Annotated in this window: 20 protein-coding genes; 15 read left to right on the forward strand and 5 right to left on the reverse strand. The window is 73.8% G+C overall.

Going from position 1 to position 18988, the window contains the following annotated elements:
- Positions 1 to 14 precede the first annotated feature (14 nt).
- Together K415_RS0114830 and K415_RS0114835 are read left to right on the forward strand one after the other, a co-directional pair.
- Positions 15 to 740, forward strand: a complete 726-nt coding sequence (locus K415_RS0114830; protein WP_024287828.1) for a 1-acyl-sn-glycerol-3-phosphate acyltransferase — start codon at positions 15 to 17, stop codon at positions 738 to 740.
- Entirely contained in the window at positions 737 to 1750 is a 1014-nt protein-coding gene (locus K415_RS0114835; RefSeq protein ID WP_029663868.1) for an NAD(P)H-dependent glycerol-3-phosphate dehydrogenase, read from the forward strand. The genes K415_RS0114830 and K415_RS0114835 overlap by 4 nt, the downstream gene beginning before the upstream one ends.
- Positions 1751 to 1787: 37 nt before the next feature.
- On the opposite strand, the gene K415_RS0114840 is transcribed toward K415_RS0114835, so the two are convergent.
- Entirely contained in the window at positions 1788 to 2963 is a 1176-nt protein-coding gene (locus tag K415_RS0114840) for a PLP-dependent aspartate aminotransferase family protein (protein WP_024287830.1), read from the reverse strand.
- Positions 2964 to 3033: 70 nt separating this feature from the next.
- On the opposite strand from K415_RS0114840, the gene K415_RS22935 reads away from it, so the two are divergent.
- The 3 genes from K415_RS22935 to K415_RS0114855 are packed head-to-tail and all read left to right on the forward strand — an operon-like array spanning position 3034 to position 6613.
- Positions 3034 to 3885, forward strand: coding sequence for an alpha/beta fold hydrolase (locus K415_RS22935; protein WP_024287831.1), 852 nt, complete (start codon positions 3034 to 3036; stop codon positions 3883 to 3885).
- The gene (locus tag K415_RS0114850) at positions 3882 to 5426 is read left to right on the forward strand and encodes a Mur ligase family protein (RefSeq protein ID WP_024287832.1); all 1545 of its coding nucleotides are present in this window, start codon (positions 3882 to 3884) and stop codon (positions 5424 to 5426) included. Before K415_RS22935 ends, K415_RS0114850 begins: the two co-directional genes overlap by 4 nt.
- A 41-nt stretch (positions 5427 to 5467) precedes the next feature.
- Positions 5468 to 6613: a hypothetical protein gene (locus tag K415_RS0114855; RefSeq protein WP_024287833.1), complete on the forward strand. Its 1146-nt coding sequence runs from the start codon at positions 5468 to 5470 to the stop codon at positions 6611 to 6613.
- A gap of 105 nt (positions 6614 to 6718) precedes the next feature.
- Here the strand turns inward: K415_RS0114855 and K415_RS0114860 are convergent, their stop codons facing one another.
- Positions 6719 to 7678, reverse strand: a complete 960-nt coding sequence (locus tag K415_RS0114860) for a D-alanine--D-alanine ligase (protein WP_024287834.1) — start codon at positions 7676 to 7678, stop codon at positions 6719 to 6721.
- Between the two features lie 113 nt (positions 7679 to 7791).
- Positions 7792 to 8283 (reverse strand): DUF3515 domain-containing protein, encoded by a 492-nt coding sequence (locus tag K415_RS0114865; protein WP_231494908.1) that lies wholly within the window; start codon positions 8281 to 8283, stop codon positions 7792 to 7794.
- Between the two features lie 64 nt (positions 8284 to 8347).
- On the opposite strand from K415_RS0114865, the gene K415_RS0114870 reads away from it, so the two are divergent.
- The gene (locus K415_RS0114870; RefSeq protein WP_231494909.1) at positions 8348 to 9388 is read left to right on the forward strand and encodes a thiamine-phosphate kinase; all 1041 of its coding nucleotides are present in this window, start codon (positions 8348 to 8350) and stop codon (positions 9386 to 9388) included.
- Positions 9389 to 9398: 10 nt separating this feature from the next.
- Here the strand turns inward: K415_RS0114870 and K415_RS0114875 are convergent, their stop codons facing one another.
- Positions 9399 to 9920: a GNAT family N-acetyltransferase gene (locus tag K415_RS0114875; RefSeq protein WP_024287837.1), complete on the reverse strand. Its 522-nt coding sequence runs from the start codon at positions 9918 to 9920 to the stop codon at positions 9399 to 9401.
- Between the two features lie 179 nt (positions 9921 to 10099).
- The gene (gene rpmB, locus K415_RS0114880; RefSeq protein WP_024287838.1) at positions 10100 to 10291 is read right to left on the reverse strand and encodes a 50S ribosomal protein L28; all 192 of its coding nucleotides are present in this window, start codon (positions 10289 to 10291) and stop codon (positions 10100 to 10102) included.
- 208 nt (positions 10292 to 10499) lie between these two features.
- On the opposite strand from rpmB, the gene K415_RS0114885 reads away from it, so the two are divergent.
- The 9 genes from K415_RS0114885 (at position 10500) to mutM (ending at position 18974) form a co-directional block, all read left to right on the forward strand.
- The gene (locus K415_RS0114885) at positions 10500 to 12248 is read left to right on the forward strand and encodes a DAK2 domain-containing protein (protein ID WP_081785061.1); all 1749 of its coding nucleotides are present in this window, start codon (positions 10500 to 10502) and stop codon (positions 12246 to 12248) included.
- 14 nt (positions 12249 to 12262) lie between these two features.
- Complete coding sequence (locus K415_RS0114890; protein WP_024287840.1) at positions 12263 to 14548, forward strand: ATP-dependent DNA helicase RecG; 2286 nt, start codon at positions 12263 to 12265, stop codon at positions 14546 to 14548.
- Positions 14549 to 14638: 90 nt separating this feature from the next.
- Positions 14639 to 15298, forward strand: coding sequence for a 16S rRNA (guanine(966)-N(2))-methyltransferase RsmD (gene rsmD, locus K415_RS0114895; RefSeq protein ID WP_024287841.1), 660 nt, complete (start codon positions 14639 to 14641; stop codon positions 15296 to 15298).
- Positions 15299 to 15307: 9 nt separating this feature from the next.
- Positions 15308 to 15871 carry a pantetheine-phosphate adenylyltransferase gene (coaD, locus tag K415_RS0114900; protein WP_024287842.1) on the forward strand — a complete coding sequence of 188 codons (564 nt, stop codon included), beginning with the start codon at positions 15308 to 15310 and terminating at the stop codon, positions 15869 to 15871.
- A complete protein-coding gene (locus K415_RS0114905; protein ID WP_024287843.1) occupies positions 15868 to 16356 on the forward strand; it encodes a hypothetical protein in 489 nt (162 codons plus the stop codon). Before coaD ends, K415_RS0114905 begins: the two co-directional genes overlap by 4 nt.
- Before the next feature lie 139 nt (positions 16357 to 16495).
- On the forward strand, positions 16496 to 17080 hold the full coding sequence (locus tag K415_RS0114910) for a DUF177 domain-containing protein (RefSeq protein ID WP_024287844.1): 585 nt from the start codon (positions 16496 to 16498) through the stop codon (positions 17078 to 17080).
- A 2-nt stretch (positions 17081 to 17082) separates the two neighbouring features.
- Positions 17083 to 17280, forward strand: a complete 198-nt coding sequence (rpmF, locus tag K415_RS0114915; protein ID WP_024287845.1) for a 50S ribosomal protein L32 — start codon at positions 17083 to 17085, stop codon at positions 17278 to 17280.
- Between the two features lie 37 nt (positions 17281 to 17317).
- Positions 17318 to 18040: a ribonuclease III gene (rnc, locus tag K415_RS0114920; RefSeq protein ID WP_034661314.1), complete on the forward strand. Its 723-nt coding sequence runs from the start codon at positions 17318 to 17320 to the stop codon at positions 18038 to 18040.
- On the forward strand, positions 18033 to 18974 hold the full coding sequence (gene mutM, locus K415_RS0114925) for a bifunctional DNA-formamidopyrimidine glycosylase/DNA-(apurinic or apyrimidinic site) lyase (RefSeq protein ID WP_024287847.1): 942 nt from the start codon (positions 18033 to 18035) through the stop codon (positions 18972 to 18974). The genes rnc and mutM overlap by 8 nt, the downstream gene beginning before the upstream one ends.
- The last annotated feature ends 14 nt before the right edge of the window (positions 18975 to 18988 follow it).

Here is an 18988-nt window from a genome sequence, read left to right on the forward strand (position 1 = left end):
TAGCATCGGCTCCCGTGCCAGCCCCCGAGCGTTCGAACCGCGCGTACCGCAACGTCGCCCGCGTCGTGCGGCCCGTGCTCCTGGCCTGCACGCTGCGTGACTGGCGTGGTGCGGAGCACCTGCCGAAGGACACCGGCTTCATCGCCACGGCCAACCACATGTCGAACATCGACCCGCTCACGTTCGCCCACTTCCTGTACGACAACGGCTTCGCCCCGAAGGTCCTGGCCAAGGCCTCGCTCTTCTCGGTCCCGATCGTCGGTCGCGTCCTGCGGGCGAGCGGCCAGATCCCGGTCGACCGCGACACCGCTGCGGCCGGCAGGTCCCTGGACGCGGCGATCGTGGCGATCGAGGCCGGTGAGTGCGTCGCGGTCTTCCCCGAGGGCACCCTGACCCGCGAGCCCGACCTGTGGCCGATGGCCGGCAAGACGGGGGTCGCGCGTCTCGCCCTGTCGACCCGTGCCCCGGTGATCCCGTGCGCGCAGTGGGGGCCGCAGAACCTGCTCGGCCGCTACAAGAAGCTCTTCAAGCCCATCCCGCGCAAGAAGGTCACGATCGTGGCCGGCCCACCCGTCGACCTGTCGGACCTGTACGACCGGCCCCAGGACACGGCGGTGCTGCGCGAGGCGACCGAGCGGGTGATGGCAGCCATCACGACCCTCCTCGAGGAGATCCGCGGTGAGACCGCACCGGCGGAGCGATTCGTCTGGCGTCGCCCCAAGCCGGGAGGTCCGGCGTGAGCGCGCCGATCACCCGCGCGACAGTCCTGGGCACCGGGAGCTGGGGGACGACGTTCGCCGCGGTCCTGGCCGACGCCGGCCGTGAGGTCACCCTGTGGGGGCGCCGCGCGGCGGTCTGCGAGCAGATCACGAACGAGCACCGCAACGAGGAGTACCTGCCCGGTCTCCGGCTGCCGGAGAGCATCCGCGCGACGACCGACGCCGCTGCGGCGCTGCGCGGTGCGGACCTCGTCGCCGTCGCTGTCCCGTCGCAGTCCGCGCGCGCGACGCTCGAGCCCCTCGCCGGACTGATCGAGCCGCACACCGTCGTCGTGTCCTTGATGAAGGGCGTCGAGCTGAGCTCGGACCGACGGATGAGCGAGCTGATCGGCGAGGCGCTCGGAGTACCCGTCGAGCGCATCGCCGTGGTCTCGGGGCCGAACCTGGCCCGTGAGATCGCCGCGCACCAGCCGACCGCGACGGTCGTGGCCTCGACCAGCGAGTCCACCGCGCAGCGGGTGGCCATGGCGTGCGCCTCGCAGTACTTCCGGCCCTACACGAACACCGACGTGGTCGGTGTCGAGCTGTGCGGGGCGGTCAAGAACGTCATCGCCGTGGCCGTCGGGATCGCCCAGGGCAGCGGCTTCGGGCACAACACCATGGCGACGGTGATCACCCGCGGCCTGGTCGAGATCACCCGGCTCGGGCTGGCGCTCGGGGCCGATGCCGAGACCTTCGCCGGCCTCGCCGGCATGGGTGACCTCGTGGCGACGTGCGTCTCGCCGTTGTCGCGCAACCACACGCTCGGCGTGCACATCGGCGAGGGGATGACGCTCGACCAGGCCATCGCCGCCACCGGCGGCACGGCTGAGGGCGTCAAGTCCTCGGCGTCGGTGCTCGAGCTGGCCGGCAAGGTCGGCGTGGAGATGCCGATCACCGCCGCCGTGGTGGCGCTGCTGCACCAGGGCCTCCCGGTCGAGGACATGGCCCAGCTGCTGCTGGCCCGGCCGCGCAAGGCCGAGGGCGTCTGAGGAACGAGCAGCCGGGCGCTCCGTCCGGGCCGTCCGGCTAGCGCTCGGTGTCGAGCGCCTGCTCGAGATCCGCCCAGAGGTCCTCGACGTCCTCGATGCCGACGGACAGCCGGAGCAGGTCCGCCGGGACCGTGGGCGACTCGGTGGGGAAGCGCCGACGACGCTCGAGGCTCGACTCCACCCCGCCCAGGCTCGTCGCGGGGAGCCACAGGCGCACGGCGTCGACGACGGCGTCGGCCGCGGCCGGGCCGCCCCGGGGGCGGATGCCGATGATCGAGCCGTAGCCACGCAGCAGGCGCGACGCGCGGACGTGCCCAGGGTCGTCGGGCAGGCTCGGGTGGCGGACCTCGGCGACCCGAGGGTGACGCGACAGCCGCCAGGCCAGCACCGCCGCGTTGTCCTGGGCCCGCTCGACCCGCAGGGCGAGGGTGCGAAGGCCGCGCAGCGCCAGCCAGACCTCCCACGGCCCCGCGATCGCGCCGTGCACCGTCCGGTAGGTGGCCATCCGCTCGCGCAGCGCGGGGTTGTCGGTCACCGCCGCTCCGAGCACGACGTCGGAGTGCCCCGCCAGGTACTTGGTCACCGAGTGAACGACCACGTCCGCGCCCATCCGCAAGGGCTGCTGCCCGAGGGGCGTCGAGAACGTGTTGTCGACCACGACGAGCGCGCCGGCGGCGCGGGCACCGGCTGCCAGGGCCGGCAGGTCGGCGATCTCGAGCATCGGGTTCGTCGGTGACTCGATCCAGAGCAGGTCCGCTGCCGGTCGGCCGTCCGTGCCGCGCACGGCGGCGAGCGTGGCGTCGGTGTCGGCGATGTCGACGGTCTCGACCTGCAGGCCGGTGCGGGTGGTCAGATCGGCCATGAGCGCAAGGCTCATCTGGTACGAGTGGCGCGGCAGCACCAGGCGCCCACCCGCGGGGACCAGCGAGACGGCGGCGGCGATGGCAGCCATGCCGGAGCCGAACACCAGGGCCGGTAGACGGGCGTCCTCGAGCGCGCTGAGGGCTTCCTCGAACGGCTGCCAGGTCTCGGTGCCGTTGCGCGTGTACAGCAGCTCACCCGGTCCGGGGACGCCCGACGAGACGTAGGTGGAGGAGAGCACGACCGGCGGGTTGACCGGCCCGCCCTGGGTGCGCGTCGGACGGCCCGCCGTGACGGCGATGGTTGCGGGGGAGTGGTCGGTCGTCGGTCCGGTCGCGGAGGGGTCGTTCACGCGGGCCAGCCTAGTTGCGCGCGCGAGGTCCCGACATGAGCGCCCGCAGTCCGGCTGGTAGCCTCGACGCGTGCTGACGGTCTTGGCGGGGGACGTGCTCGCCGACCGGATCGGCGCTGCTCCGCCACGCGTCCTCGCGCTGCACGGCTGGTTCCGGTCCGGCGCGGACTTCTCCCGGATCCTCGAGGGAACCGACGCTCTCGCGGTCCACCTGCACGGCTTCGGCACGACTGCCCCGCCGCCGACGGCCTGGGGGAGTGCCGACTACGCCGAGCACCTCGCCGCTGGGCTCGACGAGGCCTACGGTCCGCCGGACCAGGCCGTCGCCGCTGCACCTGATCGGCCTGGTCGCCCGGGTCGCTACGTCGTCGTCGGTCACTCCTTCGGTGGCCGGGTGGCGGTCCGGCTGGCCGCGTCCCGCCCGGACCTCGTGCACAGCCTCGTGCTCAGCGGCGTCCCGCTGGTGCGCGCGACCCCACCACCGCGCCCGAGGCTCCTGCTGCGGGTCGCCAAGCGACTGCGGACGGCGCACCTGCTGCCGGGCTCGGCGATCGAGCGAATCCGCCGCAGCTCCGGGTCCGCCGACTACCGCGCGGCGCAGGGCGTCATGCGCGACGTGCTCGTGCGGGTCGTCTCGGAGGACTACCGGGAGCAGCTGCGCACGTTGACGGTGCCCGTGCACATGGTCTGGGGCGAGCTCGACGACGCGGCACCGCTCGCCGGGGCCCGGCTGGCGGCCGAGATGCTGCCCGACGCCCGGCTCGACGTCGTCCCCGGTGCCGGGCACCTGCTCGACGGTGCGCTCGAGGCGAAGGTCCGCTCCGCGGTGCTCGAGGCGCTCGCACGGCTGGAGCCGACGGAGCCGACGGTGCCGACGGAGCAATCGGTGCCGACGGAGCCGCTCGGTCAGGACGGCCGGTGAACGCCGCGCTGGTCGCCGTGGTCGTCGCATGCAGCGTCGCGGCCGTCGCGCTCGCCGGCGTGCGCTGGCTGCGGGTCGCCCAGCGCGAGCACTACCTCGCCGGCCGGGTCAGCCGGATCGCGGTGCTCTGGCTCTCGCGGTCGCGGCTCGACCTGCTGCTCGCCGTCGTGGCCGGGCTGCTGGCCGGTGCCGCCTGCGTGCGGTCGCTGGCGATCCTGGCCGTCCCGGCTGCGGTCCTCGTGGTCGTCCTGCCGCGTGGTCTGGGCGTCCGGGGCAGCACCTCGGCCCTGGGCTGGACGGCCCGGCTCCGCCGGCTCGTCGCCGTGTGGGCCGTGCTCGAGCTGGGCATCGGCACCCTGCTCGTCTGGCTCCTGGGGCCCGGTGCGCTCGCGCTGCTCGCCGTGGCGACCCCGGTGACCCTCGACGCGGCGCTGGCCCTGATGGAGATCGTCGAGCGCAGGCTCTCGGCACCCTTCGTCGCCCAGGCGCAACGGCGTCTGGCGCGGGTGCGCCCCCAGGTGGTCGCCGTGACCGGCTCGTACGGCAAGACGTCGACCAAGGGCTACATCGCGCACCTGCTCAGCGCGAGCACGGCCGTCGTCGCGTCGCCGGCCAGCTTCAACAACCGGCTCGGCCTGTCGCGTGCGGTCAACGACGGCCTGGTCGACGGGACCGAGGTGTTCGTCGCGGAGATGGGCACCTACGGCCCGGGCGAGATCCGCGAGCTGTGCCGGCTGTTCCCGCCGGACATCGCCGTGATCACGACGATCGGCGAGGCGCACCTCGAACGGATGCGCACGACAGCGACAGTGCTGGCCGCGAAGTCGGAGATCACCGAACGGGCCGGGACGGTGGTGCTGCCGGTGGACGCGCCTGAGCTCGCCGCGCTCGCCGAGCGGTGCCGCGCGGCGGGCAAGCGCGTGGTGACCTGCACGGTGGCCGGTGTGCTGGCGGACGTCAGCGTCGATCTGGCCGGCGGCCTCGTGACGCTCGTCGCGCCGGACGGCACGACGACGACCCATCCGGTCGGCGCCGGTGTCGCGCACGCGGTGAACCTCGCCGTCGCGCTCGGGGTCGTCCTGGCGGTCGGGGCCGACCGGGGGTCCCTCACGTCCCGGCTGCGGTCGTTGCCGCGCGCCGCGCACCGCGCCGAGCTCCAGGACACGGGCACCGGCCTGCTCGTCATCGACGACACGTACAACGCCAACCCGATCGGTGCCCGGGCGGCGCTCGCCGAGGCTGGCGCGCTGGCGAAGGACCGCGACGGCACCCTCGTGGTCGTGACGCCGGGGATCGTCGAGCTCGGCCCCGTCCAGGCGGAGCGGAACGCCGAGTTCGCGCGGGCCGCCGCGCAGGCCGGTGCACACCTGGTCGTGGTGGGCCGGACGAACCGCGCCGCGCTCGTCGCCGGTGCGCAGCAGGGTGACGGGACGTTCGACGTCGTCGACCAGCGGGCCCAGGCCGTGCCGCTGGCCACCGCGAAGGCGGGCCCGGCGGGCGTCATACTCTACGAGAACGATCTCCCGGACCACTATCCGTGACAGGTGGCCGGTGGCAGCTACCGACGAGGCGAAGGTTGGCGATGTCCGAACGCTCGAGCTGGGCCGTGGTGTTCGGGGGACCTTCCCCGGAGCACGAGATATCGATCCTCACGGGTCTGCAGAGCGAGCGGGTCCTGACCCGCGCGGGGGAGTCGGTGATCCCGCTGTACTGGTCACCGACGGGCGCCTGGTTCGTCGTGCCGTCCGGCACCGAGGCCCGTGACTACCTCGAGGGCGCGCCGTCCGGCTCGCGGCCGGTCGAGATCCGGCTCGGCGCCGACCCCGGTCTGTTCGTCAAGGGCCGCATGCGGTCCGAGCGCCTGGACATCGACGCGGCCCTGAGCTGCCTGCACGGCGGCATCGGCGAGGGCGGCGGCTTCGCCGGCCTGTTCGCCCTGCTCGGCGTCCCGGCCACCGGCTCGAGCCTCTACGCGTCGGCGCTCGGCATGGACAAGCTGGCCTTCGGTGCGGTCATGGTTGCCGCCGGCGTCCCGTCCCTCGAGCGTGCCCCGCTGGACGCCGTGAGCGAGCCCGCCTTCGACGGCCCCTACATCGTCAAGCCGCGGTTCGGCGGCTCCTCGATCGGGATCGAGATCGTCGACGACCTCGCGGCCGCCCGCGTGCTGCTGCGGACGAGCACCCACCTGCGCGCCGGCGCCGTCGTCGAGCCGTTCCGGTCGGACCTCGTCGACCTCAACATCTCGTTCCGCACCGCGCCGACGCTGGAGGTCTCCGACCTCGAGCGGCCGCTGCGGGGCACCGAAGGCGGCGTCTACTCCTACGCGGAGAAGTACCTGGCCGGTCAGGCCGGCGAGCAGGCGGGCCTGGCCACCGCACCGCGCGAGCTGCCGGCGCAGGTCCCGGCCGAGGTGACGACCCTCTCCGGGGACCTCGCCCGGCGGGTGGCGGCCGTGACGCGGCTGACCGGCGTCGTGCGGGTCGACCTCCTGTACAACCCGACGACCCTGGATCTGTACGTCAACGAGGTCAACTCGGTGCCCGGCGCGATGGCCCTGTACCTGTGGGCACCGAAGCACGGCGCGGGCGAGATCCTGCTGGACGCTCTCGTCGAGGCACGGGACGCAGGCGTGCCGACGGTGGCCAGTGGGTTCGGCTCCGGGGCAGCGCTGCGCGCAGCAGGAGGGATCAGCGGCAAGCTGGTCGGCCTGGAGGGCCCGCGCGGCTGAGGCCGGACTCGTCGGCCGGGCGTCCGCGCGCGCTCAGACGGTCCGGGCGTGCTCAGACTCGGTCGCGCCTGCTCAGACCCGGCCGCGTGCTCAGACGCAGGGTCCTCAGGCGCCGGCGCGCTGGTGGGCCTTGCGCAGCAGGTCGGCCAGCAGGTGACCGAGCGGGCGACCGACCTCGGCCGCGGCCAGCGGCAGGACGGACGTCTCGGTCAGGCCCGGGGAGGTCGACGCCTCGAGGAACCATGGCGTGCCGGCCTCGTCGACGATGAGGTCGGTGCGCGAGAGGTCGCGAAGTCCCAGCACCCGGTGGGCCAGCTCGGCTGCACGGGCCGAGGCGTCCAGGGCGGCGTCGGGCAGCGGTGCGGGCAGCGAGATCGTGATGAGGTCGGCTGCGTAGCGGGCCTCGAACGAGAACGGGGACGTCCCGGGATTGTCGAAGGCAGCGGGCGGCAGCGCGGTCGGCACCTCGTCCTCGACCACGACGACCTCGATCGTTCGTCCCACGACGTACTGCTCGATCAAGGCGACCTCACCGAAGGTGAAGCACCGCACCAGGGCCGACGGGAGGTCGGCAGCGTCCTCGACGAGGCTCATCCCGAGGGTCGAGCCGCTGGTCGCAGGCTTGACCACGACCGGAAGGCCCAGCTTCTCGGCGATCGAGCGGACGATCTGCGGCGGTGCGAGCTCGCGGAAGGAGCGGGACGAGATCGCGACCCAGGCCGGCGTCGCGAGGTCCGCCCGCGACATGAGCTCCTTCGACACGACCTTGTCCCAGGCGAGGTGGCATGCGCCGGGCGGGGAGCCGACGTACGGCATGCCGATCAGCTCGAGTGCCGTCTGGAGGGAGCCGTCCTCGCCACTGGCTCCGTGCACGGCGATGTAGGCCGCGTCGATGTGGTCGCTGACGAGCCGGTCCAGCAAGGACTCGTCGGCGTCGTACAGCGCCGCGTCGAGACCTGCCTGGCCGAGGGCGTACAGAGCTCGTCGCCCCGAGCGCATGGAGACCTCGCGCTCGTTCGACAGCCCTCCGGCGATCACTGCGACCCGTTCGAGCTCGGTTGTCACGCCGGGACTCCCTTCGTCGTCACGTCTGGCGCGATCCTATCGGCGCGCGACCCGTCGGTGGCCGCACCGGCAGGTCCGTGTCACCGGCAGGCTCGTGGCACAGCAGGTCCGTGTCACAGGCAGGTCCGGGTCTGGTCGACCCGCGAGACGGCCTCGCCCAGGTCGAGCAGGAAGGACGTCGAGCGGGACGCGGTGACGGACGCGGGCACGCGCACCTCGACGGCCGGCGACCTGCCGTACGTCGTGAAGGTCCACGGGGCGTTGCCGTCCTCGTCGGCCGGACCGGAGACTGCCACCCAGTCCACGCTCGTCCGGCCGTCGTCGGCCACGACGCACGGGTCCGTCGTCGGCCCCGGTGGCTCGACGCCGCAGCGCAGGACGATCGGGTCGAGCCGGTCGCCCCACGCGACGGTCGCCTGGCTGCCGGTCTCCAGACGCCCCAGGTCACCGAGATCCCGCGGCAGGGCCAGGACGACCTCCGCGCACAGCGGGTCGCCCGCGTAGGGCGCGACCGGCACCGGGACCGGCTGCGAGCATCCGGTCATGAGGGTGGCGGTGAGCCCGAGCACGGTCAGTGGTCCGAGACGTCCGAGATCACAGCGCACGACGCAACGCTAGCCCCGGACGCGTGGTCGGTGGGCGCGGGTGTCGCTCGGTAGCGTGGCAGCCGTGGAACACCTGCGCAGCAGCGCGCCCGGACCGACCGTTGCCGACCTGGGCGAGGACGCGCTCCTCGCGCAGGTCTTCCCCCTGCTGCCGACCGGCGACGCGACGCTGCTCGGTCCCGGCGACGACGCCGCCGTGCTCGCGGCACCCGACGGTCGCGTCGTGATCTCGACCGATGTCCTGGTCTCAGGTCGGCACTTCCGCCTGGACTGGTCGTCCGGGTACGACGTCGGCTGGCGGGCCGCGGTGCAGAACCTGTCCGACATCGCCGCGATGGGGGCTGCACCCACGGCGCTGGTCGTCGGCCTCGTCCTGCCCACCGACCTTCCGGTCCGGTGGGTGCTCGACCTCGCAGGCGGCCTCGCTGCGGCGTGCCGCCCGCACGGGGTCGGCGTCGTGGGCGGTGACCTCTCGGGCGGCACCGAGGTCGTCGTGGCGGTCACGGTCCTCGGCGACCTCGGCGGCCGGGCGGCTGTCCTGCGCCGCGGTGCCAGGCCGGGAGACGTCGTCGCCCATGCGGGCACGTGCGGTCGCTCGGCCGCGGGTCTCGCGCTGCTGACGGCGGGTGCCGGCGGAGGTGACGGCGGCGCTGACGGGACCCACGGCTCCGGCGGTGCCGACGAGCAGCTTCTGGCGGCCTACCGCCGCCCGGTCGCCCCGGTGCGGGCCGGGCTGCTCGCAGCGGAGCACGGTGCCACGGCGATGCTGGACGTGTCGGACGGCCTCCTGCGGGATGCGGCGCGCCTGGCCCGCGCCGGCGGCGTCGTCGTCGACCTGGTCGAGCCGCGGCGGGCTTTCGGCGAGGATCTCGGCGTGCTCGAGCCCGTCGCACGCCGGCTCGGCGCCGACGCGCTCGCGTGGGTCCTGGCCGGCGGCGAGGACCACGGTCTGCTCGCGACCTTCCCGCCGGACGCCGTGCTGCCGCCGCCGTTCCGTCCCGTCGGTCGGGTGCGGGCGGTGGACGGCGGGTCGGTCGCGGGCGTGCTGGTCGACGGTGGCCCCTCCCCGGTCGCGGCAACCGGCTGGGACCACTTCCGGGCCTGACGACCCTCGGTCAGCCGCGGCGGTAGCGGACCTCGCGGTGCCGTTCGCCGCCGATCTCCTCGAGCCGCTCGACCCCGTCGGCGGTGAACCCGTTGCGGCGGTAGAAGTGGCGCGCCCGTTCGTTGGCGGCCAGGACCCACAGGGTCACCGGCGCGCCGTCCGGCACGCTCGACAGGACCGTGCGCATGAGCTCGCGGGCCACGCCGTGCCCCCAGAAGGTCGGCTCGAGGTAGATCGTGTAGATCTGCAGCGTGTTCCGCTCGGCGTCCTCGTCGATGCTCGGGCCCAGGGACGAGAACCCGACGACACGTCCCTCGTCCTGAGCGACCCACACGCGCAGGCCGCGGGTGGCTCCACCGAGGTGCTCCCGCCACCAGGCTGCGCGGCTCGTCACGTCCAGACCGGCGAGGTAGTCCTCCGCCACGACACCCGTGTAGGCCTGCCGCCAGGAGGCGACGTGAACCTGGGCGATCGCCTCTGCGTCGTCGACCGTCGCCGGTCGGATGGTCACGTCGATCAGGTCCTCCACCATGACGGACACCCTGCCATCGGAATCCGATGCGGGCCAGTCCTTGCCTCGTTCTTGGTCGTCTCTTGGACGGGCAGGGCGGCCCCGGACAGCACGACGCCCGCGGAGGATCTCCGCGGGCGTCGAGAGCTGTTCGGGGTGCGGCCGGTACCCGGGCGTGCGAGCCCGGCGCGGCCGAACGGTCAGGCGGGGCGCTGGACCTTGCCGGCCTTGAGGCACGAGGTGCACACGTGCAGGCGCTTCGGCGAGCCGGCGACCACAGCGCGCACCCGCTGGATGTTGGGGTTCCAGCGACGCTTGGTGCGGCGGTGGGAGTGCGAGATGCTGTGCCCGAAGCCCGGGCCCTTGCCGCAGACGTCGCAGTTGGCAGCCACGTTCTCTCCTGATCGTCATGCAGGCCACGCGCTCATGACGAGGGCGGCGAGGTATCTGTCTGGTTGCGCGAGCGGCTCGGCACCAGATCGGTACAGCCCCTCGCGGTGCCCAGGCGTGGCCGGGCAACCTCGATAGGGTATCCGATCGCAGGCGCGGTCCCAAACGGAACCGCCGGCTCGACTGCTCGACGCGGAGGAGGCAGGGTCGGTGAACGCTCAGCCCACCGGACCGGTGCACGTCGACGCCGCCACCGCGCGTCGCTGGGCCCGGCTGGCTGCGACGTCGGTCCAGGCTCATCGGGCCGAGCTCGACTGGCTCAACGTCTTCCCGGTGGCGGACTCCGACACCGGCACCAACCTGTACCTCACCCTGGCCGAGGCGCGCGACGCCGTGGCACGCCTTCCGCAGGCGGCCGGGCTCGGCGACGTCGTCCGGGCGATCGCCCGCGGCGCGCTGATCGGGGCGCGCGGCAACTCCGGCGTGATCGTCAGCCAGTACCTGGGAGCCTTCCTGCGCGGTGTGGTCGCCGCATCGGGCGCCGCCGCTGCCGGCGGGGGGTCGACGGTCGCAGGCGCCACGAGCGTCGAGGTCTCCGCGCGCGCCGTCGTCGCGGGCCTCCGGAACGCGACCGACGCCGCCTACCAGGCCGTCGCGCAGCCGGTCGAGGGCACCGTGCTGACGATCGCCCGTGCCGTCAGCGAGGGCGCCCAGGCGGCGCAGGACGCCGCGCTGCCCGGCGCGGACGACACCCTCGTCGTGCTCGAGGCCGGCATCAGCCGCGGGTACGAGGCCCTGCGCAGGACGCCGTCCCAGCTCCCCGCGTTGCGCGCGGCAGGTGTGCTCGACGCCGGGGCATGGGGGCTGCTCGTCGTGCTCGACGCCCTCGCTCAGGCGCTCGGTCGGCCGGTGTCGTCGGCGCCGTGCGCCGGCCACGAGGGCTGCGGGACGCACGACGGTGCCACCCACGACGGCGCCACTCACGGTGCCACCGACGACGGTGCCACCAGCGGGGACCGGCGCGGTGACCGGGTGGGTCAGGTCGAGGCGGCGACTACGGCGTCGACGGGGGGTGTCGGCGAGTTCGAGGTCATGTACCTCGTCGTCGCCGAGCCGGCCGACCACCCTGGAGCCGACGACGCCGTCGCGGCCGCCCTGCGCGCGGCGCTGTCCGGTGTGGGGCAGTCGGTCGCCGTCGTCGGTGGGGACGGTCTGTGGCAGGCCCACGTGCACACCGACCGACCGGTCGAGGCGATCGGTGCGCCGTCGGTCGTCGGGGCGGCGCCGAGCCAGATCAGGGTGCGGCACCTGGCCAGCCAGTCCGGCGTGCACGGCCGGCACCGGCCGACGCTCGGGCTGGTCACCGTCACGGGTTCGCCGGGACTCGTACCCGACCTGGCGCGCGCGGGAGCGGTCGTCGTCCTGGTGCCCCCTGGTGGGACGGCCGGTGCCGAGCTGTGGCGCGCGGTCGACGACACGGGCGCCGACCGCGTCCTCCTGCTGGCGGCCGCCGATCTGCTGCCGGCCACCGAGGACGCGATGACACGGATGGGCCAGTCCGACGGGCGACCCGCCCGACCCGTCGTCGACGTCCTGGACCGGCTCGACGAGATCCAGGTCGTCGTCGGCGCGGCAACCCTCGCGAGCAGGGCCGACGCCCCCGTGCCGGAGCTCCTGGCCGAGGTCACGGGTGCGGTCGTCGCGGTCCGCACCGCCGCCGTGCCGGCCCCGGCCGAGGCGGATGTCAGCGGGGACCTGCACGCTGAGCAGATGCTCGCCGTCGCCCTGTCGATGCTGGCCGCCGGTGGTTCGCTGGTCACCGTCCTGGCGGCGGAGGGCACCGTGCCGCAGGCGCTCGACCGTCTGCGTGCCGCTCTCGCGACCGCCCGGGCCGACGTCGAGATCGTCGTGCTGAGCGGTGGTGGTCCCGGCGGTGCGGTCGCGCTGGGGGTCGAGTGACGACGGACCGCCTGATGGGCTCCGATCGGCTCGGCGAGTCGCTCGACCGGCTCCTCGGTCCACGAACCGCCGGCCCGCTGGCCAAGCTCGGCCTGCACACGAGCTCGGACCTGCTGCGGCACTACCCGCGTCGGTACTCCGAGCCGGGTCGGCTGACCGACCTCTCGTCGATCGCCGTCGGCGAGCACGTCACGGTGATGGCCGAGGTCCGGCAGGCCACGGTGCGGGACATGCGCTCACGTGGCGGCGCGATGCTGCAGGCGACAGTCACCGACGGTCGGCGTGAGCTCTCGCTGACCTTCTTCGCCAAGCGGCGTGGATCGCTCGGCGGTCACGAGGCCAAGCTCCGGCCCGGCCGGGTCGGCCTGTTCACCGGCACGGTCGGCGCCTACCGCGGCGAGCTGCAGCTGACCCACCCGGACTACCAGATCGTCGGGGTGGACGCCGAGGACGAGGAGGCTGCGCTGGTCGAGGTGAGCCGTCCGATCCCGATCTACCCGGCGAGCGCCGCGGTGCCCACCTGGCGGATCCAGCGGGCCGTGCGCACCGTCCTCGACCCGCTGACGCCCGGTGACCTGCCCGACCCGATCCCGGCGTCGGTCCGCGAGCGTCGCGGTCTGATCGGCCTGCACCAGGCGCTCAAGGACGTGCACGAGCCGTTCACCGCAGCCGACTGGCGCGGGGCGCGGCGGCGTCTGCGCTACGAGGAGGCCTTCGTCCTGCAGGCCGCACTGGCCCGACGGCGCGCCGAGGTCGCCGGCCAGGACGCCGTGGCCCGGACCGGTGCCGCGCCGGGTGCGCCGAGCCTGCTCGCGGCCTTCGACGCGCGGCTGCCGTTCACGCTGACCGGCGGGCAGCGGGAGGTCGGCGGCCAGATCGCCGAGGACCTGGCCCGGCCGCGGCCGATGCAGCGCCTGCTCCAGGGCGAGGTCGGCTCCGGCAAGACGGTCGTCGCGCTGCGCGCCATGCTCCAGGTGGTCGACTCCGGTGGCCAGACCGCCCTGCTGGCGCCCACCGAGGTGCTCGCGTCCCAGCACCTGCGCACGTTGCGGTCGCTGCTCGGACCCCTGGCCGAGCAGGGCATGCTCGGCGGTGCGGAGAACGCCACCCGGATCGCGCTGCTGACCGGGTCGCAGTCGACGGCGGCCCGCCGCGAGGCGCTGCTGGACGCCGCCTCGGGCCGTGCCGGCATCGTCGTCGGCACCCATGCGCTGCTCGGTGAGAAGGTCCAGTTCGCCGACCTCGGCCTCGTGGTGGTCGACGAGCAGCACCGGTTCGGGGTCGAGCAGCGCGACGAGCTGCGGACCCGTGGCGCGACGGTCGTGCACCTGCTGGTGATGACGGCGACGCCGATCCCGCGCACGGTCGCGATGACTGTCTTCGGTGACCTCGAGGTGTCGACCCTCGCCGAGGTCCCCGCCGGACGACCGGGTGTGACGACCCATGTCGTCCCGTCCGGCAACGTCGCGTGGACGGCGCGGACGTGGCAGCGGGTCCGCGAGGAGATCGACGCCGGCCATCGCGTCTACGTGGTGTGTCCCCGGATCAGCCCGGACGACCCGGCCTGCGTCGGCGACGCGACCGATGACGCCGACCTGGTCACCGATCTTGTCGGCCCCGGTGACGGTGCCGACGACGGCTGGGAGCCCATGGTCGCCCCGGCGGCTCAGGAGCCCGAGCGCCGGTCGCTGCGCGCGGTGCTCGAGGTCGCGCAGGAGCTCGCCGCCCATCCGGCGCTGTCCGGGATCCGGATCGGCGTGCTGCACGGCAGGCTGCCCGCGGGGGAGAAGGACGTCGTGATGGCCCGGTTCGCCGCGGGCGAGGATCAGCTGCTGGTCAGCACGACGGTGATCGAGGTGGGCGTCGACGTCCCCGAGGCGACGGTGATGGTCGTGCTCGACGCCGACCGGTTCGGCCTGTCCCAGCTGCACCAGCTCCGCGGACGGGTCGGTCGTGGCACTGCCCCGGGGCTGTGCCTGCTGGTCTCGGAGGCGCCGGAGGGCAGCGACGCGGCGACCCGGGTCCAGACGCTCGCCGAGACGACCGACGGCTTCCGGCTGGCCACCGTCGACCTGGAGCTGCGCCGCGAGGGCGACGTCCTGGGTGCGTCGCAGTCCGGTGGTGCGAGCTCGCTGCGGCTGCTGCGGGTCGTACGCGATGCCGACGTGATCGCCGAGGCCCGCGAGGACGCCGCCGAGATCGTGGCGCAGGACCCGGACCTGGCAGCGTCGCCGGCCCTGCGCAGCGCGATCGAGACCTGGCTCGACCCGACGCGCGAGGAGTTCCTCGACCGGGCCTGACCGTCGCTCCCGCGCCTGCGGCCCGCTCGGGCCCCGCCGGGCGGACGTCGCGCTCGTGCCGGCGGCGACGTGGGGCCTAGCCTGGTGGCCGTGACGAGGATCGTGGCCGGAGCGGCGGGTGGGCGCACCCTGCGGGTCCCGGGCACGGGCACCCGCCCGACGAGCGACCGGGTCCGCGAGGCGCTGTTCTCCCGGCTCGAGCACTCGGGCGTCCTCGAGGGCGCCCGAGTGCTCGACCTCTACGCGGGGTCGGGGGCGATGGGCCTCGAGGCGGCGAGCCGCGGCGCGCGGGACGTCGTCCTGGTCGAGTCGGCGCGTGCGGCTGCTGAGGTGTGTCGCCAGAACATCGCGACGCTCGGGCTGCCCGGCGTGCGCGTCGTCGTCGAGAAGGTGCTCCCGTTCGTGTCCCGCCCCTCCGGCGACCCGGTGGACCTCGTGCTCGTCGACCCGCCGTACGAGCTGGCCGAGGACGACCTGGCCGCCGTGCTCGCCGCCGTGGCGGGGCACCTGGCGCCCGATGCCGTCGTCGTGGTCGAACGCTCGGTGCGATCGCCCGAGCCGACCTGGCCCGGTGCCCGGGGCGCGGGGCGATCCCCGGTCGGGCCGCGGCAGCGCGACGTGACGGGTCTGGTCAGGACCGACGAACGACGCTACGGGGAGACGGTCCTGTGGTTCGCCGCACCCGCACCGGCGCCGACGCCGGACCTGGCTCGTGCGACCGCCGACCACCCCGGCGCAGCAGGGTCCTAAGGTGACGGGGTGAGCATCGCCGTCTGCCCGGGATCCTTCGACCCCATCACGCTCGGTCACCTGGACGTCATCGGACGTGCCGCGCAGCTCTTCGACGAGGTGGTCGTCGCGGTCGCGACGAACGCTACCAAGCGCATGCTCCTGAGCGTCGACGAGCGGGTCGACCTGGCGCGCCAGGCCCTGGCGGGCCATGCCTCGGTACGGGTCGAGCGGGTGCCGGGACTGCTCGTCGACTTCTGCCGGGAGATCGGCGCGGACGCCATGGTCAAGGGTCTGCGGTCCGGTGCCGACTACGACGCCGAGCTGCCGATGGCCTTGATCAACCGTCACCTGACGGGCATCGAGACGGTCTTCGTCCCGGCGGACAGGTCCGTCGCGCACATCGCGTCGTCGCTGGTCAAGGACGTGGCACGGCACGGTGGCCGGATCGACGACCTCGTGCCGGACGGCGTCGCGGACGTGGTCCGTGCCCGCCTGGCCGCGCTGGGGGCAGACTCGGTGCCGGGGGCAGACTCGGTCCTGGGGGCAGACTCGATGACGTCCGCTTCGGACCGACCAAGGAGAGCGACATGAGCGAGCTGGACGACGAGCGCAGGCAGCCGGAGGGCCTGACCGGGATCCTCGATGCTCTCGAGAACGTCCTGGCGCAGGCGCGGAGCATGCCGATGTCCTCCTCGGTGCTGGTCAACCGGGCCGAGGTGCTGGACCTGCTCGGGCAGGCCCACGCGGTGCTGCCGACCCAGCTCAGCCAGGCGGACGAGGTCCTCGCCGGGGCCGACGACGTCCTGGCCCAGGCGCGTGCCGAGGCCGAGCAGATCATCGCGACGGCACGGCGCCGGGCCGAGGAGCTGGTCAGCGCCGAGCAGGTGGTCGTGGCCGCACGGGTGCGGGCCGACGAGATCCTCGCGGACGCCGATCGGACGGCTGCCGGGCTGCGCCGGGACGCGGACGACTACTGCGACCGGCAGCTCGCGGACTTCGAGATCGACCTGGGCAAGGTCATCGCCCAGGTCCAGGCCGGTCGCGCCAAGCTCGCCGACCGCCTGGACGAGGTGTAGGCGCGCACGTCGCCGCACAGCGGGCGACGCGCGCGGCGCCCGTCCGGCGTTTGGGCACCCGGAGCCGATGCCGTAGCATTGCCGGTTGGTCCTGCCGCTCGTGGCGTGGACCGAGACCCCTCGACCTTGGACCGACGCCGTGGAGCGCCCGATCACCCTCGATCCCCGTTCGCCGCTAGTGCTCGACACACATGAGCTCAGTCGCCGACCGGGGACGATGCGCCCGTTGCTGCTCACTGTTCCTGCGCCGGAGGATCTCGGTACCGCCGTGATCGGCATCCCCGCCGGTGACGACCTCGAGCTCGCACTTCGCCTCGAGGCCGTGATGGAGGGGGTCCTGGTCTCCGGATCCGTCCGTGGCCGGGCGGTCGGGGAGTGCGTCCGGTGCCTCGCAGAGATCGTCGAGGACATCGACGTGGACCTGCAGGAGCTGTACGTCTACCCCGAGCGTGCCCAGGTCGCAGTCGAGGACGGGGACGACGAGGAAGACGTGCGTGAGCTGGAGGGCGAGCTGATCGACCTCGAGCCCGCACTGCGCGACACGGTGGTGCCTGCGCTACCGTTCCGCCCGGTGTGCTCGTCGGACTGCCCTGGTCTGTGCCCGCAGTGCGGGGCGCGCCTGGCAGATCCGGAGAACACCGAGCACACGCACGAGGTCCTTGACCCCCGGTGGGCCGAGCTCGACCGGATGAAGAACATGTTCGACGACACGAAAGAGAGCTAGCCGTGGCTGTTCCGAAGCGCAAGATGTCGCGCAGCAACACCCGTGCGCGTCGGTCGCAGTGGAAGACGACCGCCGCGACCCTCACGACCTGCCCGCGCTGCAAGGCCAACAAGCTGCCGCACATCGCGTGCCCGGCCTGCGGTGCCTACAACGGCCGGCAGTACGCCGAGGCGCTGCGCACCGAGCACGAGTCGCGCTGACCGCTCAGGTCGTGGCGCGTACGCGGGGCAGCGGTCGATGATCGGCGCACCTGCGACCCAGCTGATCGAGAAGCTCGGGGTCCACCTGGACCCCGAGCTTCTCGTGCTGTCCCTGACCCACCGGTCCTTCGCGCACGAGGCGGGCGGCATCCCGACCAACGAGCGCCTCGAGTTCCTCGGCGACACCGTGCTCGGGCTCGTCGTGACCGAGGCCCTCTACCGGCGCCACCCCGGTCTGTCCGAGGGCGAGCTGGCCAAGATGCGTGCGGCCACCGTGTCCCAGCGTGCCCTCGCGGCGATCGCGCGTGAGCTCGGACTCGGTGCGTACGTCCTGCTCGGCAGGGGTGAGCTGACCACGGGTGGCCGGGACAAGGACTCGATCCTCTCCGACACGCTCGAGGCCGTCTTCGGCGCGGTCTACCTGACCCACGGCCTCGACGGTGCGCGCGACGTCGTCGAGCGCCTGGTCGACCCGACGCTCGCGGTCGCCGCCGACCTGGGCGCCGGACTGGACTGGAAGACGTCCCTGCAGGAGCTCGCTGCGCGCCTGGGGCTCGGCGGGCCGGAGTACCTGTGCGACGGCGAGGGTCCGGACCACGCGCGGATGTTCACGGCCCGCATCGTGCTCGCCGACGAGGTGCGGGGGACCGGGTCCGGCTCCGCCAAGAAGGTCGCCGAGCAGGAGGCTGCTGCCAACGCCTACCGCGCACTGCTGGTCCTGGCCGCGGAGCGGTCCGAGGACCCCAGGGGCGATGCCTGAGCTGCCAGAGGTCGAGACCGTCCGTGACGGTCTTGCTCGGCACGTGCTCGGCAGCACGGTCGCCGGGGTCGAGGTCCGCCGGGCCTCGAGCGTCCGGCGCCACCTGCCGGGTCCCGCGGACTTCCGCAACCGGCTCGTCGGACGGACCCTGACCGCAGCCGTGCGACGTGGCAAGTTCCTGTGGCTCCTGCTGGACGACGCCCGCAGCGGTGAGGCACTGCTCGCCCACCTCGGCATGAGCGGCCAGCTGCTCGTCCGCGACACGCCCGGAGCGACCGAGGACCACCCGCATCTTCGGACGCGGCTGGTGCTGGACGGCCCGACGGGCGCGCGGGTGCTCGACTTCGTCGACCAGCGCACCTTCGGCCACCTGTCGGTCGCCGACCTGATGCCGACGCCGGACGGAGCGCCGGCCGGACGCGGCAGCGACCTGGCGGAGCTGCCGGAGCCGGTGGCACACATCGCACGGGACCTCCTGGACCCGTACCTGGACCGCCCGGCGCTGGTCGCTGCGGTGCGGCGGCGGCGTACCGAGATCAAGCGGGCCCTGCTGGACCAGACCCTGGTCTCGGGGATCGGCAACATCTACGCGGACGAGGCGCTGTGGCGGGCGGGTCTGCACGGGGCCCGGCCCACCGGGGCGCTGCGCCCGGTGGAGGTCGGCCGGGTGCTCGATGCCGCAGACCAGGTCATGCGGGCGGCCCTGGTGGTCGGCGGGACGAGCTTCGACGCGCTCTACGTCGACGTCAACGGTGCATCGGGGTACTTCGACCGGTCCCTGGCGGTCTACGGTCAGGCAGGTCGGCCGTGCCCGCGATGCGGCACACCGGTGGTCCGCGAAGCCTTCATGAACCGCTCGTCGTTCCGTTGCCCGCACTGTCAATCACGACCGCGTCCGGCACGCCTGCCGGTGACCCGCCGACGAGTTCCCTAGGATGGGCCCGTGGT

Source organism: Cellulomonas sp. KRMCY2, from assembly GCF_000526515.1.
Lineage (GTDB): Bacteria > Actinomycetota > Actinomycetes > Actinomycetales > Cellulomonadaceae > Actinotalea.

Bases quoted from the DNA above. Each gene is read 5' to 3' on its own strand.
- K415_RS0114855 (WP_024287833.1), top strand. From the start codon at position 5,468: ATGTCCGAACGCTCGAGCTGGGCCGTGGTGTTCGGGGGACCTTCCCCG.
- K415_RS0114875 (WP_024287837.1), bottom strand. From the start codon at position 9,920: ATGGTGGAGGACCTGATCGACGTGACCATCCGACCGGCGACGGTCGAC.
- K415_RS0114890 (WP_024287840.1), top strand. From the start codon at position 12,263: ATGGGCTCCGATCGGCTCGGCGAGTCGCTCGACCGGCTCCTCGGTCCA.
- K415_RS0114905 (WP_024287843.1), top strand. From the start codon at position 15,868: ATGAGCGAGCTGGACGACGAGCGCAGGCAGCCGGAGGGCCTGACCGGG.
- rnc (WP_034661314.1), top strand. From the start codon at position 17,318: ATGATCGGCGCACCTGCGACCCAGCTGATCGAGAAGCTCGGGGTCCAC.
- mutM (WP_024287847.1), top strand. From the start codon at position 18,033: ATGCCTGAGCTGCCAGAGGTCGAGACCGTCCGTGACGGTCTTGCTCGG.